We start from the raw sequence: 16,932 nt of genomic DNA, 5'->3' as shown, positions 1-16,932 counted from the left end.
AATAAAAAAAAATAATGTTTGGTGAATTCTTAAGTATAATTTTTAAATCAATAAAATTAGATAAGTCGCTTTATAGTGATAATAAAAATTTTGGTGAAGCGGCAATTTATTTTGCTGGTCTAATTATGATTTTAGATGGTGTTGCAGGAGCAGTAGCTGCAAATACTGTAATTAAAACTGCCGTTGGAATGTCTGGACTTACCGCCATATTAACTTGGCTAGTTTGGGGTATTTTGATTTATGTAATAGGAGTAAAAATTTTTCCAGATAAACAAACAAAAGTCCCCTTTAAAAAAGTTTTAACTGCTGTAGGTTTTGCTCATGCACCAGGATTAATAAGATTTTTCGCAGTAACTCCTGAATTAATGGTACCAATTATATTCCTTACTCAATTTTGGATTTTTGCTGCATTGATAATTGCTACAAGACAAATTTTAAATTTAAAATCAAATTTTAAATCCTTTGGAATTGTTTTTTTATCTTTCTTAATAATTGCATTTTTATCTATATCATTCGTCATGAGTAGAATGAATATTATGCCTGTAAATAACATTTAAAGTGGAAAAATTGTTTTTGAAAGTCTACAGGATTTACAAATTTTAAATCCTATTAGGATTAAATTTTGAAAAACACTTTCTTCTTTTTTTTTACATTCGTCGCAAATCCCATTTAAATCTTTAATAATTTCTTCTTCTTTAATTCCTTTTTCAAATTTATCAGTCATTATCAGTTAATCCAGCACCTGCAGCTCCTTCTTTTAAACTATCTGTTTCTTCAACAAATGTTTCTTCAGAGAGCTTATATAAGTTTTTCCATTCTTCGTCTGAAAAACTATCCTCATTTTCTAAAAATCTAACTTCCAAATTTTCAGCAATTATGGGACAATTTTTATTTAATATATTAGATGAAATATTAACATTAAGGTTTAATAAAAATTCAATATTACTAAATTTAATATGAACTTTTTTTCCTATTATTTCAGAACTTCTACTTAAAAAAGGTATCATCAGTAAAGGAAATGCTACTTTGTTAAAAATAATAGTTTTAAACTTTTCAATACTTTTAATTTGATCAAGAAAGCTAATTCCAAGGATTAGTGGACAATAGAGGTTTTTTTTAGAAATGTTTTTTTCATTTATTAAACTTAAATTTTCATATTTTTGATTTGGCTTTGTTTGGTAATATTGATTTAAGGTCTTAACACCTTGAAGACCAAATAATTCTAAAAGCCTAATACTTTTTCCTATTTCCTCAGAAACACCCCAGGAGAATCCAGCTGCCCTACTTGCACGTTTTGAAGTAGTATCAATTTCACTTAGTGATTTCATTAAAATCTTAAGAATTATAAACCCATTGCTGATCAAAATTTTTAAGATCAATTGGGAGCGGTGCACCCTGAAACATACATATTCTTAACCATTTGTCAGATCGTGGATCAAATTTAAGAGCACCAAAAAAGGAAAGCTTCAATCTTAGCATGTCAATTGGTATTACTTCTTCCCCAATGGTATTGTCTTGTATTTCTGAATATGGAAACTTTTCAATTATAAACGCTCGTCTAACGACATGTCGTAAATCAGAATTTTCAATTAAAAATTTATCAATTGTTAAACTGTTTTTAGAAGTAAGTAATACTTCATGAAGCTTTTTGATGTCTCTTGCAATTGCAAGAGGTTGTTCTAATTCAGACCCATTTTCCTCAAATCTATCAGCATATCTTGGTTCCTCTTTATTTTTAGATATAAACCAAAAATTTTTTTGATTTTCTTGTTTTTCAAAATTTATTTTTAAAATTTCAGGATATCTATTTTCAATTATATTTCTTAAATCTTCTACTGTTCGATGAGTAGGAATTGTAAAATACTGATCCTCATCAGAGCTCATTTTGCTAATTAAAGGTTTTATAATTCTATCAAATGGTTCAAGCATCATTGAAACTACATACTCAATGCATTCTTCACATGCATTTTGCTCTAACCATAAATATAACTCATTAAAAGGATAATCGATTTCAAAACTAAATTCTTTTTCCATAAAGTTTAAAAATTTTTGAACATTTTTTAAAAGAGAGTTAATCTTTTTTTGTTGATATTCGCTATCTGTATTCCAACTTGTAATATTTTTTATTGAGTTAATTAAACTTTCTTTGAAAATTCTAATTTCTTGATTGCTGGCTTCTTTAATTTCACGTATTTCCTTTAAAGCAATTTCCCTACTCATAATCCAATTATTTAAAAGTGTTGGATGATTGACTATAAATGGTGCCATACCAAGGCCTGTGGAATTACCAATTCCTAAATTTTTACAAATGTTTTTATCAAGTTTCACCGCTGTTTTAGGATTTTTAAATTTTGCAACGTGATTTACTTGATCAAAAGTGAATTGTCTTACAAGGTAGACCAGCATCATCTCCAATCTAAAAGGACCATTGATCTCTTCTCTATTTTTTAATCTAATTCTATCTGCAAGACCAAATTTTCCAGAACCGTAAACAGCAGTTGTCCTATAGAGATATCCAACTTTAGTTAGTAGGTCTAAGTCGGGCTGTTGACCTTTACTTAAACTGTCAACAACATGATTAAATACTCGAACTGACTTATTGGCCCTCGATAAAGTTAATTCTTTATAGGACAGTCTTCCAACTTCTTGTTTTGGAACTTCGTTTTTTAATCTTTCAATATCATCTTTGCATGGTATTCCATCATGAAGTGTAAAAGCAGCATCCCATTTGGTTGCAATTACACGATCAGATCTTTCGTTATCACTAATTTTATTAGCAAAACAAACTAACGAATAAACTCTCTGTTTTTTTTTAAATGAATAAATAGCCGTTCCAAAACCTTCTTCATCTAAATCAAATAGATCATTTTTATATTCCCAATCTTTAAATTCATCTAAAAAACTTCTTAAAAAAGATAATCTTGATTGATGAAAAGATCCTAGTCTAGATAATTTCATTATTACATTTGGATCTCTTAATTGAACTTGCATTTAAATATTTTTATAAAAATTAAACCAATTATTACCAAGTATACCATCGGTCTCATCCTGCGAAAAACCAACTTTCATTAATCCACTTTCTAAATTTTCAAAGCCCCTTGCATCTTCAAACCAATCTGGTTGTTTTGGGAAGCCAGGTTTATTCTTTGATCCTTCACCATAATTTTTACTTTTAGACCAAGTTCCATTTCTCATCCACTCAACAACACTATCTGGTTGATTTAAACAAAGATCAGATCCTATTCCAATATTTTTTACACCCATTATTTCTGCAGTTTTTGCGGTCATTTCACAAAAGCTTTCTAGTTCACAATTACTATTATTTCTTAAATGATGTGGATACAAAGAAAGACCTAACATTCCCCCACTATCTCCTAAAATCTTAAGCAGATCACTTGATTTATTTCTTTTAGCTGGATGCCAAAAAGCTGGATTTGCATGGGTAATTGCTATGGGCTTTTCACTGATTTCGATTGCATCAAAGGTGCTCTTCTCAGCTGAATGAGACATATCCACAACAATTCCAACTCTATTCATTTCTTTAATTGCCTCTCTTCCAAAATTGGTAACACCACTATCAATTTTTTCATAACATCCTGTTGCTAGCAAAGATTGGTTATTATATGTGAGTTGCATAAACCTACAGCCAAGATCGTGAACTTTTTCTATTAGTTTGATATCGTCTTCTATTGGCGAACAGTTTTGAAAACCAAAAAAAATTGCAGTTTTATTTTCATCATGTGCTTTTTCAATATCTTTAAAGCTCTTGCCTAAAAAAATTAAATCTGAATTTTGTTTAAATAATTCTTCCCATTTTTTTATTTCAATTAGTAATTCATCAAAATCTTCATGATAAACTATTGTTGCGTGAACAGCGTCTAGTTTAGCCTCTTTATTGATCTCAAAAATTTTTCGAGACCAATTGCAATATTGTAGATTATCTATTCTGTAATTCATGAGTACGTGAATAAACCTTATCAATATGTATTTTCAATTTCTATTAATTTTATTGAAATTTTAGACATATTTTGAAATAAAGATTTTTTCTTACTTATGAATAAAAACAAAAATTTAAAAGTCTCAATTGTGATGGGTAGTCAATCTGATTACAAAATCATGAAATTATGTGAAAAAACTCTTAAAAATTTAGGTGTTTTGTTTGAAACAAAAATTATTTCAGCTCATAGAACGCCAAAGAGAATGTATGAATACGCATCAAATGCAGAGAAGAATAACATAGGTGTTATTATAGCAGGCGCTGGAGGCTCAGCTCATTTACCAGGAATGATTGCAGCTCTAACATCTTTGCCAGTTTTAGGTGTGCCTGTTGAAAGCAAAAAATTAAAAGGCCTCGATAGTTTGCTTTCAATTGCTCAAATGCCAAAAGGAATTCCTGTTGGAACTCTTGCAATTGGAGAAGATGGTGCAATAAATGCTGCTTTACTCGCTACATCAATTTTAGCTAACGGTAATATTAAAATAAAAAATAAACTTAAAAGCTGGAGATTATCTCAAACAAAATCTGTCAAAAAAATTCCTAAATAATGTCTAATATTAAACTTGGGATTATTGGTGGTGGGCAATTAGGCAGCATGCTTTGTCAGGCAGCAAAAAAATTAGATATTAAAACTGTGATCTATTCTGATGATGCTGAGGCTCCAGCTCAAAATTTTAGTGATGAGTTTATTTGTGCAAAATATAACGATAAAGAGAAAATTTATGAGTTTGCAAAAAAAGTTGATTTAATTACTTATGAATTTGAAAATATTCCCTACGAAACATTAAATGAACTTAACAAATTAAAACCTGTATCTCCTAAGCCATCTGTTAATCGTTTAATTCAACATAGATTAGCTGAAAAAGATTTTGTAAATAAATTGAATATAAGAACAACAAGATATGTTCATGTGGAAAGTAAAGAAGATCTTTTGCCTCTAAATGATTTTTTGCCAGGAATACTAAAGACAACAACAATGGGTTATGATGGTAAAGGTCAATATCCTATAAAAAATATAGATCAAATTGACTCATTAAATATAAATTTTGATAACGAATATATTTTAGAAAAATTAGTAAAATTAAAAAAAGAAATTTCAGTAATAATTACTCGATTTAATAATAATAAATATGAAATTTATGAACCCATCGAGAATACTCATGAAGATCAAATTTTAAGACGTTCTAAAATTCCAGCTGAAATTAATGAAAAAATTTTTGAACAATCCAAAGAATGGGCAATACTTATTGCTGAAGAACTAAAATATGTAGGAACACTTTGTGTAGAATTTTTTATTGATCGAAATGATAATTTGTATGTTAATGAAATTGCTCCAAGAGTTCATAACTCTGGCCACTTAACAATTAATGCCTTTAATGTCAGTCAATTTGAAAATCACGTCAGAGCAGTATGCTCACTTGAACAAGTCCCATTAAAAAAAATTTCGAATGCAGAAATGATTAACCTTATTGGAGATCAAATTGTTCCATATCGAAACAATCCAAAAATTAGTGATAATCAATTTCTTTTTGACTATCTAAAAAAAGATATTAAAGAGAAAAGAAAAATGGGACATTTAACAACCTTAAAATAAATGCTTAAATCTATTGAGGGTAATTTTGATCATCCTGAAGTTAATCAACTTTTAAAAAACCACTTTGTTGAATTACGGAGGGCATCACCAGAGGGAAGTGCCCATGTTTTAGATATTCCTGGACTAAAAGTGCCTTCAATAAAATTTTGGAGTTTATGGGAAGAAGATCAATTAATGGGATGTGGGGCTTTAAAATTTTTAGAAAAAGATCATGGTGAATTTAAATCAATTAGAGTGCATGATAAATTTAGAGGTAAAGGTAATGGAGAGAAAGTAATTAAACACCTTATTGATGAAGCAAAAAAACTCAAAATTAAAAGATTAAGTATAGAAACTGGAGCAGGTAAATTTTTTGCTCCAGCAAGAAAATTATTTGATAATTTTGGATTTAAACCCTGTCCACCATTCGCTCATTACAAAGAAGATGTGAATTCACTTTATTTAACTAAACTTCTAGATAACAGCTAAATTTCATTAAGAATAGATAATCTATTTTGTTGACAAAACTACTTATTTTCTAAACAAAGCGGATATTACTTAATTATAAGTAATAAATTAATACAACAAAAAGTAAGAAGAAAAATATGAGTCTACAAGGAAAAGTAAAATGGTTCAATCCAACCAAAGGTTTTGGTTTTATTGAAAGAGAAGATAAAGAAAAAGATGTGTTCGTACATGTTTCAGCCGTAAGAGATGCTGGTATGAACGGTTTAGATGAGGGTCAAGCTTTGACTTTCGATGTTGAAGATGGTCCTAAAGGTCCTTCAGCAGTTAACTTAAAAACTGCATAATTTTCATTATATCATTTATTGGCTATAATTAATTTAATAAAAATATAATTTTATATTTCTTATAGCCAGTAAATTACTTTAAAAAATTTAAAACTAAATTATTAAACTCATCAATCTTTTCAAGATGAGCATTGTGTGAACAGCCTTTAATTATTTCTAATTTACTATTTGGTATATTTTCTTTTAAAGTTTTTACCTGTTCATAATTATAGGCTTTATCAAGATCGCCCCAAATAATGAGGGTATCTTGATTAATATTTTTTAAATTATCTATCCCTCTCCAATTTTTCATTGCTACTAATCCACAATCACCAGTTTCTTGATTTGTATTTTGATAGGCTTCTTCACATAAAAAAAAATTTTTTGCTTTATCTCCATCAACAAACCAAGTTTTGGCTATTCTATTTGCTGTTGACTTAACTCCATCTTTTTTTAATCTTTCTCTTGAAACATCAATAGGCTCAAACCTTCCGGGGATATCTCCAATTGAACCAGTTCCAAATAATATTAATTTATTAACAATTTCAGGAGCTAATTTTACAATCTCTTGAACAATCATGCCCCCCATAGAATGTCCCATCAAATGAAATTTATCAATATTTTGCTTTTTGATAATTTGAATGACGGTGTTTGCCATATCTTGAATCTTATCAAATGATTTTAATTTATAGCTTTCGCCATATCCTGGCAAAGACGGAGCAATAACTTTAAATTTTTTGCTAAAAATTTTTTTTTGATGGCACCACATATTAGATGAGCCAAAATAACCATGTACTAAAACTAAGGGATAGCCATCTCCTACAATATCTGTATAAATATTTTCTAACACACATTAATTATTAAATGCAAAAAAGAAAAATTACAAAAATTAATAAAATTAAATTTCAACCTTTCAACAATTATAAAGTTAAAATCAAAGGCCTTAGTTGGCATAAAATAACTTATAATAGAAGTAACGGGGGTTTTGGATCTTATGTGCTAAAAATGGAGCCAGGCTCAAAGACTTTACCTCATCTTCATCCTGGTTTTGAGGAATTTTTAGTAATTAAAGGACAATTGACTGACTCAGATGGCAAAATTTTTAAAAAGGGTGATTTTGTTTCATTTAAACCTGGCAGCAAACATTCTTCATTCACAAAAAAAGGTTGTCAGTTATTAGTTTTTATGAGAGGTAAAAATAAACTAATCTAATTTAATATTATTCATTATGATCGGAATTTTAGGAGGAATGGGCACCCAGGCTGGTTTAGACTTTTGCAATAAGCTTGCAATTTTAAACAGAGGAAAGATCGACCAAGAATATCCCTTGTTCCTATTATATAATAAATCTAATATACCTGGTAGACCAGAGTCGATAGGTGTTCAAACCGGTAATATATCAAACTCAAAACCAATCAAAAAAAATAAAAAAAAATATCAAGCAGTTTTAAATAGTTTATTAAAAGGCTGTAAACTTCTTCAAAAGAACAAGTGCAAGTTTATTGTTATACCCTGTAATACGGCTCACTATTGGTATGATGATTTAAAGAGAAAAATTAATATACCTATTATCAATATGCCCCAAGAGGTTTTTAAGATAACAAAAAGAACCTGCAAAAAAAATTCAAAGATTGGTTTGCTTGCTACTGAGGGAACTTTAAAAACAGGTGTCTACAACAAAATTTTTGATAAAGACTACAATTTAGAATTTCCAACAGATAATTTGCAAAAAAATTGTGTAAATAAAGCTATCAAATTTGTTAAAATGGGAAATGTTAAATTAGCTGAAAAAGCCATAAGACCTGCAATCAATTATCTTGTAAAACAAAAATGTAAAAAAATAATTTTAGGTTGCACAGAGCTACCTATAGCAATTTTTGCATTTAAATCGTTTAAAAATGTAAAAACTTCAAAGGTATTTTTAGATCCAAATTTAATATTAGCAGTTTCATCAATGAAAAAATACAAATCAAAAAATGTCAGTACAAATCAATAAACCATACGTTCTTAAAGCTGCTGAAAAAATTTACTTTAATGTTTGTAAAATTAAAGATGAAAATCAATTAGATAATGAAAAAGCGATTGAATCTTTTATTAAAACTGATCATTATGAAAAACTGTGTACAGGTGATTTTCATAACGAATGGTTAAACCTGATTAGAGATAATAAGAACATTGATCCAGAAACTAATCAAAAAATACCAGATGAAACTTTAAAATTACTAGAAATTCAAAGAGATGCTATGATGAAAGAATTGATTAAAATTCCCAAACTATATGATACAAAAAATAATCAACTTATTGAATTATCAAAAAAAGCTTATAATTTTTTATGGAGAATGTGTGAAAGTTATGAGTTGTGGTGTAAAGAAACTAAACAAGAAAATTTGATAACTCTAAAAATTATTGATTAAATTTAGTTAAATCTAGCTTGGCTCTAGTTTCTAAAATCCTTCTTTCAACTAATTTTCTCAATTCCTCATTAATATCAATTTCATTATTCTTATTTTGAATATCATTAGTAAAGTATTCTAATGTACTTTTACCTGTTTTTTTTTTCATAGTCTGATCTATCATGTATTGAGCACCGGCTTTGTAGATGTTGCCAGAGGATAAAATTGTCATTCCAGGCCCTATTAAAGACAATATTGGAATAAATCCTGTGGTAAAAATGAATAATGTAAGAAATGCTAGTATTTTAAAAAACTTACTAAACATTTTAAAATATTAACAATTATCAGAGCTTGCTCAATAGTTAATTTGTTCAAAATAGGCTTAATTAAATAGTAAAACCAAGCTAATAAGTCACAATGATCAAAGTTTTTCCTTTCATTTTTATAATTCTTTGGTCGTCCGCTTTTATTACTACAAAACCATTAATAGATAACAGTGACCCATTTTCAGCACTAGCATTCAGATTTTCAATAGTTGCTGTTGGTTTTTTTATTTTTTCAATTATTTCAAAAAATAAAATTTTAATTAAAAAAAAGTTTTTTTTTGAATCATTTTTTAGTGGTGTTTTATTCCATGGGCTTTATTTGGGAGGAGTTTTTTTTGCGGTTTCTCAAGGTATGCCCACTGCAATAGCTGCTTTAATTGTTACACTTCAGCCAATACTTACAAATGCTTTGAGTGGACCAATTTTAGATGAAAAAGTTTCCTTTAATCAGTGGTTGGGTGTGATGCTTGGTTTCGTTGGTGCTGCAATGGTTTTAGGAATTGATGTCGGTGATGGAATTCCTTTAACTGGTTTTATTGCAACTGTTATCTCTCTAATTGCAATCACAACTTCAACTATTTGGCAAAAAAAATTGAGTAATAATTTACCTTTGTCTGTAAGTAATTTCTATCAAGCAGTTGGGGGACTTTCTTTTCATTTATTGGTTATTATTTTTTTTATTGATCCATATATCAATTTTACAAAAACTTTCATTATTGCAATGAGTCATCAAATTTTTTTAGTATCTTTTGGAGCTTTTACAATTTTGATGTATTTAATTAAGAAAAATTCAGCAAGTAAAACAGTTTCTATATTTTTTCTTATACCACCAACTTCAGCTTTAATGGCGTGGGTCTTTTTAAATGAAAAATTAAACACATTAGATATATTTGGATTTATTGTAGCATCAGTCGGAGTTTATATTGCTACAAGAAATAAAATCTAGATAGCTATGTAGCCATATTCAAGGCTAGCATCAGTAATTGAATGATAAAATGACTCTCCATAACTTCTTGAGCATATTAATCTAGCTTTTTTTGGATTATCTGAAATAATATCTAATGTAACTGAAATTGAATTGAAAATTGAATTCAAGCAATCATCCTTTTTCATAGCATCTATATTTAAAGGACAACCTTTTTTTAATACTTCATTAGTTAAATCACCCTCTATCTCAATAATTGCTTTTGAATTAGAAAGATTAGTTAATGCAAAATTCATTTTATCAATTTTTACACTCTCACTATCAAGAAAATCTAATTTTGTTGAAACTATTAACCAATTATTAGGACCCATCCAGAGTATCCTTGTTGTATCATTTGATGTTACCTTTAGAGGTTTAGGTAAATTTAAATTATCTATAATCAAATTATTACTGTCAATTATTGAATGTTTAAATTGAACTATTTGAAAAATAATTAAATTATTTATTTCAGAAATTTTTAATAAATTATTTTCATTTTTATTTTCATAATTGCCAAATTTCCCTTTTTGATGAATTGATTTTAATGCTGATAATTGTGTCATGATCGTACTCTCACGCCCCCTTTATCTACATAATGTGATGATATAACTTCTACTTGAACTGCAGTTTTATTTAATGGTGAAATTGCATAAAGTTGTTGTCCGATTAATTTTCTTCCATCTTTAATAATTGCTAAAGAAAATGGATTATTATTTTCAACACTCCAGCATGATGATGACACATGTCCTAACTTGGGATTTGGTAATTTTGCATCTTTATCTTTAACCAAATGAGAACCCTCTGGAATAGATGTTTTTTTATCCATTGGAACTAAACCAACAATCGTCTGTCTATCGTTAATATTAAATGCTTGTTTTTGAAGAGAACTTTTCCCAATAAAATCTTTTTTCTCAGATATCAATCCTTCCAATGCTAGGTCATAAGGAATTGTTCGACCATCAATTTCTGGCCCCGCCACATGTCCCATTTCAATTCTTAAAGTTGAAAGTGCTTCTGTTCCATATGGTTGAATATTAAATTCTTCTCCAACTTCTAAAATTTTCTCCCACATAAATAGCCCACTATCTGAATTAACATTTATTTCATAAGCAAGCTCTCCTGAGAACGAAATTCTAAATATTCTTGCAGGAACCCCAAATAAATTATCTTCAGCATATCCCATGAAAGGTAAATTTTTATTACTAACATCGAGATCTGGAAATAATTTTGACAACACGTCTCGAGATTTTGGTCCTGCAAGAGATACTCCAGCCCATTGTTCAGTAGTCGACAAAACATTTACATTCAACTCTGGCCAAACTACTTGAAGATAATATTCTAAGTGAGATAGCACATTAGCCGCTTGTGCAGTAGTAGTAGTCATATGATAATGGTTATCTCCAATCCTGGTAGTTGTTCCATCATCCATAATAATTCCGTCTTCTCTTAACATTATCCCATATCTGGATTTACCTATTGGCAATTTGAGCCATGAATTAGTGTAAACTCTATTTAGAAATTCAGCAGAGTCTGGTCCTTTGATGTCAATTTTACCCAAAGTAGTTACATCACATAAACCAACATTATCTCTGACATTTTTTGCTTCTCTTCTTGATGCCTCAAATAAATTCTCATTTCCCTGTTTGTAATATCTTGGTCTTTTCCAAGCACCTGCATCTACAAATACTGCATTATTTTTTTCATGCCACTCATGCATTGGTGTTTTTCTTGTTGGCATATACTCTTTTCCAACTTCTCTTCCAACAATTGTTCCTATTGTTATAGGTGTAAATGGTGGTCTAAAAGTAGTGTGTCCAACTTGTGGGACAATTTTTTTTTCAATATTTGCAACCAATTGAAGCCCATTTAAATTACTTGTTCTACCTTGGTCAGTTGCCATCCCAAGTGTAGTGTATCTCTTTACATGCTCAATTGATCTATAGCCCTCTCTTAAAGCAAGCTCTATATCTGATACAGCTACATCGTTTTGAAAATCTACAAATCTTTTGTAATCTTTATTCTTTGGTAACGGTGAGCACCAAAATTTATCATGGGTGCTTTGTTTTTTTTCATTAACTTTTGGAATTAGAACACTTTCATTATTTTTAGTTATTAATTTTGAAATCTCTGATCCTATTTCAAAACTTTTTTGTAAAGTTTCTTTTAGATTGAATATGCCATTTGATGCACCTAGAGATTTTTCATTTTGTTTAGCTTTGTCAGGAATAAATGCATCTACTTTTTCATCAAACTTCAATTTATTACCAGATTGTGAAGCAAGATGAACTGTTGGTGTCCAAAATCCAGAGACACATATACAGTCACAAGTTAATTTTTCTATATTTTCAAAATTAGTTTTATCTTTATTTAATCTACCAAAAGTTACTGATTTTACTTTTGTATAACCATGGGCTGCAATAACGGCATGAGAAAATCTAATTTCTATATTTTGATTTTTTGCTTCTTCAATAAGCTCTGAATTTTGATCTTTTCTCGTATCTAAAACAATGGGATTGATACCTTGTTTTTTGAATTCTAAAGCTGTTTCATAGGCACTATCGTTATTTGTAAATATAATTGGTTTTTTTCCAATTAATACTCCATAAACTTTAATATATTCTTTTGCTGCTGCTGATAAAAAAACTCCCGGAGTATCGTTATTTCCAAAAACAATTGGTCTTTCTATTGAACCTGTTGCTAAAAAAACTTGTTTAGCTCTTATGTACCAAAGTCTTTGGCGGGGTGTATATTTATCTTTTTTTTTTAAATGATCTCCAACTTTTTCTGACATTACAGTCATGTTATGATCATAATAACCAAAAACTTGTGATCTATTTTTTACAATCACATTTGGCATTTCTTTTAATTCAGAAATAATTTTTTCAGCCCAATCTTTTCCAGATAGATTATCTATTGTTACATCATCAATTAATAAAGATCCTCCAAATCTAGGTTTGTCTTCAGCCAATATAACTTTTGCACCATTCTTAGCAGCAGCATACGCACTTGCTAATCCTGCTGGGCCAGATCCGGCTACTAATAAATCACAATATTCATATTTATGATCATATCTTTCATTATCTTTTGATGTAGAAGCAATCCCTAAGCCTGCTGCTTTTCTAATGAATGGTTCATAAATCTTATACCAAAAGCTTTTAGGCCACATAAAAGTTTTGTAATAAAATCCAGCTGGAAAAAATTTACTTAAGAAATTATTTATAGCTCCAATATCAAATTTAACAGAAGGCCAACAATTTTGGCTAGTGGCGGACAAACCTTCCACAAGTTCGATTTCGGTGGCGTTTACATTTGGCTCAGAATATCCATTAATAGTGACCTGTAATTTGGCATTTGGTTCATCTACTCCTGCCCCAAAAAAACCTCTTGGTCTATGATACTTAAAACTTCTTCCGACTAAATGAATGCCATTTGCAAGTAGGGCTGAAGCTAAAGTGTCTCCTTCATAACCAAAAAATTCCGTTCCATTAAAATTGAAGCTAATCTTTTTTTCTCTATTAATTAACCCTTCTCTCTCTAATCTAAATTGCTGAGACATCAAATTTCTTCATCTAATTTTACAGTTTCAAAAATTTCATGGGTAACAGTATCCCTTTGTGCTCTAAACCATTGTCTGCATCCTGAAATATGATGCCATAATTCTACGTGTTTTCCTCTTGGACTTTTTCTTTCATAAACAAATGCATTCCATTCTTGATCAGTTACTGATTTATTTAGTTCTGGTCTTTTAACTGTTCCATCTCCACCATAAGCAAATTCTTTTTGAGCTCGATTACCACAATATGGACATTTGATATTTAACATTTATGAAATCCAAGTTTTTGTTCCAAGACCTTTTTCATCTAATAAATATCCTGTTGAAAATCTACTAAGGCTAAATCCTGAATTAAGTTCATGCACTCTATCCTGTGCAATTGTATGTGCAAAAGTCCACCCAGATGAAGGCACTGATTTAAATCCACCATAACACCAACCACAATTTAAATATAAACCTTCAATATGTGTTTTATCTATAATTGGAGAACCATCCATCGACATGTCCATGATGCCGCCCCAAGTTCTTAACATTTTTAGTCTGCTTAAAAATGGAAATAACGCTACTCCACTAGCTAATACATGTTGAATAGTTGGGAGATTTCCTTTTTGGGCATAACTATTATATCCATCTAAATCTCCACCCATAACCATTTCACCTTTATCAGATTGACTAATATAAAAATGACCAGCACCAAATGTAACAACACCATCTAATATCGGTTTTACAGGTTCAGAAACACATGCTTGAAGTAAATGTGTTTCAATTGGTAAAGTAATATTTAATTTCTCAGCAAGAACGTTTGTACTTCCTGCAACACAAAGACCAATTTTTTTAGTTTTGATATTTCCTCTTGAAGTTCTTAAACCTATAATTTTACCACCACTAACATCAAATCCTGTTACTTCACAGTTCTGAATAATATCAACACCCATTGAGTCTGCTTGACGTGCGTAACCCCAAGCAACAGCATCATGTCTAGCTGTGCCTGCACTTGGTTGTGCTAAACCACCAAAAATTGGATACCTTACATCTTCTGAAAAATCTGCCATTGGTATCATTTTTTTAATCTCATCTCGATTAAGCAACACTGCATCAATACCATTTAATCTCATTGAATTTCCTCTACGGGCATAAGTATTCATTTGAGCGTCTGAGTGTGCAAGATTAACTATTCCCCTTGGAGAAAACATTACATTAAAATTTAGTTCTTGAGACATGTTTCTCCATAAGTTCATTCCAAATTCATTAAACTTTGCATTTTCATCATACAAAAAGTTTGATCTTATAATTGTAGTGTTTCGACCAATATTTCCTCCTCCAATCCAACCCTTTTCAATAATAGCAACATTTGTAATTTGATGTTCTTTTGCTAAATAATAAGCTGTGGCGAGACCATGACCACCTCCACCAATTATCACTACATCATATTCTTTTTTTGGAGATGGATCTTTCCATGCTAAATCCCAATTTTGGTGACCTGAAAATGCGTTTTTGATAATACTAAAAATTGAATACTTATTCACATCAAAACATTATCTTAAGGAAATGAAATAGTCTTTATCAATTTTATATCTAATTTTTATAAGTTTTACATTTTATAAAAAAGAGATAAGTGTTGGTAAATTTATAAAGAAATTAAAATGAACGAAGTTAAATCAGATATTCAAATAGCTAGAGAAGCTAAAATGCAACCTATTAAGGAAATTCTTGAAAAAGTGAATGTTCCTGATGAGAGTTTTGCATTTAGTCCAATGGGTCGTCATATTGCTAAGATTAATTTAGAGTACATAGAAACTCTAAAAGATAAACAAGATGGAAAATTAATTTTAGTTACTGCAATCACTCCCACACCTGCAGGTGAAGGAAAAACAACTACCTCTGTAGGTTTAAATGATGGTTTAAATAAAATTGGAAAAAAATCTATAGTTTGTCTTAGAGAGCCAAGTCTTGGTCCATCTTTTGGAATGAAAGGTGGGGCTGCTGGAGGTGGTTATGCTCAAGTTGTTCCAATGGAACAAATAAATTTGCATTTTACAGGGGACTTTCATGCAATCACATCAGCACACAATTTATTGTCAGCTTTAATTGACAATCATATTTACTGGGGAAATGATTTAAATATTGATGTTAGACGAGTAGTTTGGAAAAGAGTCATGGATATGAACGATAGATCTTTAAGATCAATCATCGTTGATCTTGGAGGTGTAGCAAACGGTTATCCTAGACAAGATGGCTTTGATATTACTGTAGCATCTGAAATTATGGCAATCTTTTGCTTAGCTACTGATTTGACAGATTTAGAAAATAGAATTGGGAATATTACAATTGCATACACAAGAGATAAAAAACCAATTTATGCAAAAGATTTAAAAGCTCAAGGACCAATGACTGTGTTACTTAAAGATGCGATAAGACCTAATGTGACACAAACTTTAGAGAATAACCCTGCAATTATTCATGGTGGACCTTTTGCAAATATCGCTCATGGATGTAATTCAGTAATAGCAACTAAAGCAAGTTTAAAACTTGCAGATTACGTGGTTACAGAAGCTGGTTTTGGTGCAGACCTTGGAGCTGAAAAATTTTTAGATATAAAATGTAGAAAATCAGGACTTAAACCTGATTGTGTAGTGATTGTAGCAACTATTAGAGCTTTGAAAATGCATGGTGGTGTAAATAAAGATGATTTAAAAATTGAAAATGTTGAAGCTTTAAAAAGAGGGTTAGTGAATTTAGAAAGACACATAAATAATATTAGAAAATTTGGTCTTCCGGTAACAATCGCAGTTAACCACTTTATAACAGATACTGATGAAGAAATGAATACATTGCTTGATTTCTGTAAAACTCAAGGAGTTAAAGCATCTAAATGCACTCACTGGTCTGATGGTGGTGAAGGAACTAAAGAATTAGCACAGAACGTTGCTGAAATTTGTGAAGATAAAAAAAATACATTTAAATATTTATATGAGGAGAGCTTATCATTATTTAAAAAAATAGAAAAAATTGCACAAGAGATTTACCATGCAAGTGAAGTTGTTGCTGACACCAAAGTAAGGCAGCAACTAAAGGATTTTGAAGAAAAAGGTTACGGTAAACTTCCAGTTTGCATTGCTAAAACTCAATATAGTTTTTCAACTGACCCAAATCTTAAAGGTGCTCCCACAGGTCACGTATTACCAGTAAGAGAAGTCAGATTATCTTCAGGGGCTGAATTTATCGTTGTAGTTTGTGGAGAAATAATGACGATGCCAGGCTTACCAAGGGTACCTGCCGCAGACTCTATTAAACTAAATGATAAAGGTGATATTGAAGGTTTATTTTAATAAATT

General features: G+C 30.0%; 20 protein-coding genes. 10 read left to right on the top strand and 10 right to left on the bottom strand.

The window, feature by feature from the left end; genetic code table 11:
* Positions 1-14: 14 nt before the first annotated feature.
* Positions 15-557 (top strand): hypothetical protein, encoded by a 543-nt coding sequence (locus ACTTAU_RS03300; RefSeq protein WP_438305570.1) that lies wholly within the window; start codon positions 15-17, stop codon positions 555-557.
* On the opposite strand, the gene ACTTAU_RS03295 is transcribed toward ACTTAU_RS03300, so the two are convergent.
* Genes ACTTAU_RS03295 through ACTTAU_RS03280 form a run of 4 tightly spaced genes read right to left on the bottom strand, consistent with a single transcriptional unit; the run spans position 554 to position 3,957 of the window.
* Positions 554-724 (bottom strand): hypothetical protein, encoded by a 171-nt coding sequence (locus tag ACTTAU_RS03295; RefSeq protein ID WP_438305572.1) that lies wholly within the window; start codon positions 722-724, stop codon positions 554-556. The genes ACTTAU_RS03300 and ACTTAU_RS03295 overlap by 4 nt on opposite strands.
* On the bottom strand, positions 717-1,328 hold the full coding sequence (locus tag ACTTAU_RS03290) for a DUF3726 domain-containing protein (protein WP_438305574.1): 612 nt from the start codon (positions 1,326-1,328) through the stop codon (positions 717-719). Before ACTTAU_RS03290 ends, ACTTAU_RS03295 begins: the two co-directional genes overlap by 8 nt.
* A gap of 7 nt (positions 1,329-1,335) precedes the next feature.
* The gene (locus ACTTAU_RS03285; protein WP_438305575.1) at positions 1,336-2,991 is read right to left on the bottom strand and encodes a hypothetical protein; all 1,656 of its coding nucleotides are present in this window, start codon (positions 2,989-2,991) and stop codon (positions 1,336-1,338) included.
* Positions 2,992-3,957, bottom strand: a complete 966-nt coding sequence (locus tag ACTTAU_RS03280; RefSeq protein WP_438305577.1) for a membrane dipeptidase — start codon at positions 3,955-3,957, stop codon at positions 2,992-2,994. It abuts the gene before it with no gap.
* Positions 3,958-4,053: 96 nt separating this feature from the next.
* On the opposite strand from ACTTAU_RS03280, the gene purE reads away from it, so the two are divergent.
* The 4 genes from purE (at position 4,054) to ACTTAU_RS03260 (ending at position 6,382) form a co-directional block, all read left to right on the top strand.
* Positions 4,054-4,545 (top strand): 5-(carboxyamino)imidazole ribonucleotide mutase, encoded by a 492-nt coding sequence (gene purE, locus ACTTAU_RS03275; RefSeq protein WP_438305578.1) that lies wholly within the window; start codon positions 4,054-4,056, stop codon positions 4,543-4,545.
* Positions 4,545-5,591, top strand: coding sequence for a 5-(carboxyamino)imidazole ribonucleotide synthase (locus ACTTAU_RS03270; protein WP_438305579.1), 1,047 nt, complete (start codon positions 4,545-4,547; stop codon positions 5,589-5,591). Before purE ends, ACTTAU_RS03270 begins: the two co-directional genes overlap by 1 nt.
* On the top strand, positions 5,592-6,059 hold the full coding sequence (locus ACTTAU_RS03265) for a GNAT family N-acetyltransferase (protein WP_438305581.1): 468 nt from the start codon (positions 5,592-5,594) through the stop codon (positions 6,057-6,059).
* 116 nt (positions 6,060-6,175) lie between these two features.
* Positions 6,176-6,382, top strand: a complete 207-nt coding sequence (locus tag ACTTAU_RS03260) for a cold-shock protein (RefSeq protein WP_008545539.1) — start codon at positions 6,176-6,178, stop codon at positions 6,380-6,382.
* 73 nt (positions 6,383-6,455) lie between these two features.
* On the opposite strand, the gene ACTTAU_RS03255 is transcribed toward ACTTAU_RS03260, so the two are convergent.
* Positions 6,456-7,211 (bottom strand): alpha/beta fold hydrolase, encoded by a 756-nt coding sequence (locus tag ACTTAU_RS03255; RefSeq protein ID WP_438305583.1) that lies wholly within the window; start codon positions 7,209-7,211, stop codon positions 6,456-6,458.
* Positions 7,212-7,225: 14 nt separating this feature from the next.
* Here ACTTAU_RS03255 and ACTTAU_RS03250 point away from each other — a divergent pair, with 14 nt between their 5' ends.
* From ACTTAU_RS03250 to ACTTAU_RS03240, 3 genes are read left to right on the top strand one after another with little or no spacing between them, the layout of a single operon-like run.
* The gene (locus tag ACTTAU_RS03250) at positions 7,226-7,573 is read left to right on the top strand and encodes a cupin domain-containing protein (protein ID WP_438305585.1); all 348 of its coding nucleotides are present in this window, start codon (positions 7,226-7,228) and stop codon (positions 7,571-7,573) included.
* A gap of 16 nt (positions 7,574-7,589) precedes the next feature.
* Positions 7,590-8,357: an aspartate/glutamate racemase family protein gene (locus tag ACTTAU_RS03245; RefSeq protein ID WP_438305586.1), complete on the top strand. Its 768-nt coding sequence runs from the start codon at positions 7,590-7,592 to the stop codon at positions 8,355-8,357.
* A complete protein-coding gene (locus ACTTAU_RS03240) occupies positions 8,338-8,775 on the top strand; it encodes a hypothetical protein (RefSeq protein WP_438305588.1) in 438 nt (145 codons plus the stop codon). The genes ACTTAU_RS03245 and ACTTAU_RS03240 overlap by 20 nt, the downstream gene beginning before the upstream one ends.
* Here the strand turns inward: ACTTAU_RS03240 and ACTTAU_RS03235 are convergent.
* Positions 8,765-9,079: a hypothetical protein gene (locus tag ACTTAU_RS03235; protein ID WP_438305590.1), complete on the bottom strand. Its 315-nt coding sequence runs from the start codon at positions 9,077-9,079 to the stop codon at positions 8,765-8,767. The genes ACTTAU_RS03240 and ACTTAU_RS03235 overlap by 11 nt on opposite strands.
* 92 nt (positions 9,080-9,171) lie before the next feature.
* Here ACTTAU_RS03235 and ACTTAU_RS03230 point away from each other — a divergent pair, with 92 nt between their 5' ends.
* Positions 9,172-10,026, top strand: coding sequence for a DMT family transporter (locus ACTTAU_RS03230; RefSeq protein WP_438305593.1), 855 nt, complete (start codon positions 9,172-9,174; stop codon positions 10,024-10,026).
* On the opposite strand, the gene ACTTAU_RS03225 is transcribed toward ACTTAU_RS03230, so the two are convergent.
* The 4 genes from ACTTAU_RS03225 to ACTTAU_RS03210 are packed head-to-tail and all read right to left on the bottom strand — an operon-like array spanning position 10,023 to position 15,123.
* Positions 10,023-10,607 (bottom strand): sarcosine oxidase subunit gamma family protein, encoded by a 585-nt coding sequence (locus tag ACTTAU_RS03225; RefSeq protein WP_438305594.1) that lies wholly within the window; start codon positions 10,605-10,607, stop codon positions 10,023-10,025. The two genes, ACTTAU_RS03230 and ACTTAU_RS03225, sit on opposite strands and share 4 nt — an antisense overlap.
* Entirely contained in the window at positions 10,604-13,600 is a 2,997-nt protein-coding gene (locus ACTTAU_RS03220) for a sarcosine oxidase subunit alpha family protein (RefSeq protein ID WP_438305596.1), read from the bottom strand. The genes ACTTAU_RS03225 and ACTTAU_RS03220 overlap by 4 nt, the downstream gene beginning before the upstream one ends.
* Positions 13,600-13,866, bottom strand: coding sequence for a sarcosine oxidase subunit delta (locus tag ACTTAU_RS03215; protein ID WP_438305598.1), 267 nt, complete (start codon positions 13,864-13,866; stop codon positions 13,600-13,602). Before ACTTAU_RS03215 ends, ACTTAU_RS03220 begins: the two co-directional genes overlap by 1 nt.
* Positions 13,867-15,123 (bottom strand): sarcosine oxidase subunit beta family protein, encoded by a 1,257-nt coding sequence (locus ACTTAU_RS03210; RefSeq protein ID WP_438305601.1) that lies wholly within the window; start codon positions 15,121-15,123, stop codon positions 13,867-13,869.
* 117 nt (positions 15,124-15,240) lie between these two features.
* Here ACTTAU_RS03210 and ACTTAU_RS03205 point away from each other — a divergent pair, with 117 nt between their 5' ends.
* Positions 15,241-16,926: a formate--tetrahydrofolate ligase gene (locus ACTTAU_RS03205; RefSeq protein ID WP_438305604.1), complete on the top strand. Its 1,686-nt coding sequence runs from the start codon at positions 15,241-15,243 to the stop codon at positions 16,924-16,926.
* The last annotated feature ends 6 nt before the right edge of the window (positions 16,927-16,932 follow it).

Source organism: Candidatus Pelagibacter sp. HIMB1505 (genome assembly GCF_052047915.1).
Classification (GTDB): domain Bacteria; phylum Pseudomonadota; class Alphaproteobacteria; order Pelagibacterales; family Pelagibacteraceae; genus Pelagibacter; species Pelagibacter communis_A.
Note: the sequence above shows the minus strand (reverse complement) of the source record. Positions and strands in the feature narration are given on the sequence as shown.